Genomic DNA, 2828 nt, shown 5'->3' with positions numbered 1-2828 from the left:
GGCTGGTGGGCGAGGGCGCGCTGCCGCTGTCCCGCGTGCACACCGACACGCGCACGCTGGCAGGCGGGCGATTTGTTCCTGGCGCTCAAGGGCGAGCGCTACGACGCCAATGCCTTTCTGGCCAATGCGCGCACGGCCGGCGCCGCTGCGGCCGTGGCCCACGGCGGCCTGGAGGCCGCCGGCCTGCCCGGCATCGAGGTGCCAGATACCCTCGCGGCGCTTGGCGCCCTGGCCGCTGGCTGGCGTGCCCAGTTCCGGCTGCCGCTGATCGGGGTGACCGGCAGCAACGGCAAGACCACCGTCACGCAGATGATCGCGGCGGTGCTGCAGGCCTGGAAGGGCTCGGCCGCCTTCGCGACGCAAGGCAATTTCAACAACGACATCGGCGTGCCGCTGATGCTGCTGCGGCTCAACGCGGCGCACGAGGCGGCCGTGATCGAGCTGGGCATGAACCATCCGGGCGAGATCGCGTACCTGGCCGACCTGGCCCGCCCCACGGTGGCCCTCGTCAACAACGCGCAGCGCGAGCACCTGGAGTTCATGCACACGGTCCAGGCCGTGGCCGAAGAGAACGGCTCCTGCCTTTCGGCCCTGCCCGCCGAGGGCGTGGCCGTGTTCCCGGCGGGCGATGCCTACACCGCGCTGTGGCGGCAACTGGCTGCGGGGCGCCGCTGCATCACCTTTGGCGCGGACGGGGCCGACGTGCGCTGCACCGCCGCGCGGTGGGAGGGCAGTGCCTGGCGCATCCGCATCGACACGCCGCAGGGCGGCTTCGATGCCACGCTGCGCATTGCCGGCATGCACAACGTGACCAACGCCCTGGCCGCCACGGCCTGCGCGTTGGCGGCCGGTGTGCCGCTCGACGCCGTGGCGCGCGGGCTCTCGGCCTTCATTCCGGTCAAGGGGCGCTCGCGGGCCTTCAGCGTGCCGCAGGAAGGACGCGTGGTCACGGCGGTGGACGACACCTACAACGCCAACCCCGACTCCATGCGCGCCGCCATCGACGTGCTGGCCGGCCTGCCCGGCCCGCAGCTGCTGGTGCTGGGCGACATGGGCGAGGTGGGCGAGCAAGGGCCGCAGTTCCACGCCGAGGCGGGCGCCCAGGCGCGCGCCAGCGGCATCGGCAGGCTGTTCGCGCTGGGCGCGCTCAGCACTCACGCCGCGCAGGCCTATGGGCCGGATGCGCGGCATTTCGACGACATGGCATCGCTGCTCGCAGCGGTGCAGCAAGCCCTGCCCCAGGTGGGCAGCGTGCTGGTGAAGGGATCTCGGTTCATGAAGATGGAGCAGGTGGTGCAGGTGCTGGAAGCCCGTGCGGACACGACGAAGAACGCACGCGGGGGCGCCACATGCTGCTGATACTGTCGCAATGGCTGCAGGGCCTGTCGCCGGAGTTCGGGTTCTTCCGCGTCTTCCAGTACCTCACGTTCCGTGCGGTCATGGCAGCGCTCACGGCGCTGGTGATCGGGCTGGCGGCGGGGCCGAAGGTGATCCGCATGCTCACCTCGCTCAAGATCGGCCAGCCCATCCGTGGTTACGCGATGGAATCGCACCTGTCCAAGAGCGGCACGCCGACCATGGGGGGCGTGCTGATCCTGGGCTCGATCGCGATCTCCACGCTGCTGTGGTTCGACCTGTCCAACCGTTTCGTGTGGATCGTGCTGGCCGTGACCCTGGGCTTCGGCGCCATCGGCTGGGTGGACGACTGGCGCAAGGTGGTGCGCAAGGACCCGGAAGGCATGCGCTCGCGCGAGAAGTATTTCTGGCAGTCCGTCATCGGCCTGCTGGCCGCGCTCTACCTGGTGTTCAGCATTTCCGAGAACTCCAATTCGCGCGTGTTCGAACTGTTCATCACCTGGGTGCAGTCCGGCTTTTCGCTGGACCTGCCGCCGCAGGCCGGGCTGCTGGTGCCGTTCTTCAAGGAGGTGAGCTACCCGCTGGGTGTGCTGGGCTTCGTGATCCTGACCTACCTCGTGATCGTGGGATCGAGCAACGCGGTCAACCTGACCGACGGCCTCGATGGCCTAGCGATCATGCCGGTCGTCATGGTGGGATCGGCGCTGGGGCTGTTCGCCTACGTGGCCGGCAGCACGGTGTACTCCAAGTACCTGCTGTTCCCGCACATCGCCGGCGCGGGCGAATTGCTGATCTTCTGCTCGGCCATGGCCGGCGCGGGCCTGGCCTTCCTGTGGTTCAACACCCACCCGGCCCAGGTGTTCATGGGCGACGTGGGCGCGCTGGCGCTGGGCGGCGCTTTGGGCACCATCGCCGTCATCGTGCGCCAGGAGATCGTGCTGGCCATCATGGGCGGCATCTTCGTGGTCGAGGCGCTTTCGGTGATGCTGCAGGTCGCCTGGTTCAAGTACACCAAGAAGCGCTACGGCCAGGGCCGGCGGCTGCTCAAGATGGCGCCGCTGCACCACCATTTCGAGAAAAGCGGCTGGAAGGAGACGCAGGTGGTCGTGCGCTTCTGGATCATCACCATGCTGCTGTGCCTCATCGGCCTGACCACGCTGAAACTGCGATGAACCCGCACGACCCCCTTCTTCCTGGCGAGGCGCCAGGCCTGCCGCAGGGTGCCGATGGCCCCGGCGAGGGGGAGGGCGCGCCCAGGGTTTCCCCGTCCGGGGTGGCGCCGGTGCAGGGCATGGACGCCATGCCGCCGCGCTCCGACGCATCCGGCGCTCCCGATTCGCCCGACGTGCCCTGCATGCCCGAAAGCGTGGCGCTGGCGCCGCAGGACCAGGACGCATCCTCCGCACCGGCCCCGCAGGCACCACCCGCCCCCGCGAACGACGCGATGGCGCAGGCGCTCGCCGGCATGACCG

The 2828-nt window shown here is 69.6% G+C and carries 1 protein-coding gene and 2 pseudogenes; all 3 read left to right on the top strand.

Translation table 11 applies throughout. The annotated features are described in order from the left end of the window. Window positions 1-2: 2 nt before the first annotated feature. Window positions 3-1359 (top strand): annotated as a pseudogene (locus AC27KI_RS22195) (UDP-N-acetylmuramoyl-tripeptide--D-alanyl-D-alanine ligase). Further along, window positions 1350-2528, top strand: a complete 1179-nt coding sequence (gene mraY, locus AC27KI_RS22190; protein WP_284393025.1) for a phospho-N-acetylmuramoyl-pentapeptide-transferase — start codon at window positions 1350-1352, stop codon at window positions 2526-2528. The pseudogene AC27KI_RS22195 and the gene mraY overlap by 10 nt, the downstream one beginning before the upstream one ends. Next, window positions 2525-2828, top strand: a pseudogene (locus tag AC27KI_RS22185) (hypothetical protein); the annotation flags it as partial. The gene mraY and the pseudogene AC27KI_RS22185, both read left to right, overlap by 4 nt.

Source organism: Acidovorax sp. KPB24-03, from assembly GCF_057546605.1.
Note: the sequence above shows the minus strand (reverse complement) of the source record. Positions and strands in the feature narration are given on the sequence as shown.

Coding starts and splice junctions, on each gene's coding strand:
- mraY (WP_284393025.1), top strand. CDS start 1,350: ATGCTGCTGATACTGTCGCAATGGCTGCAGGGCCTGTCGCCGGAGTTC.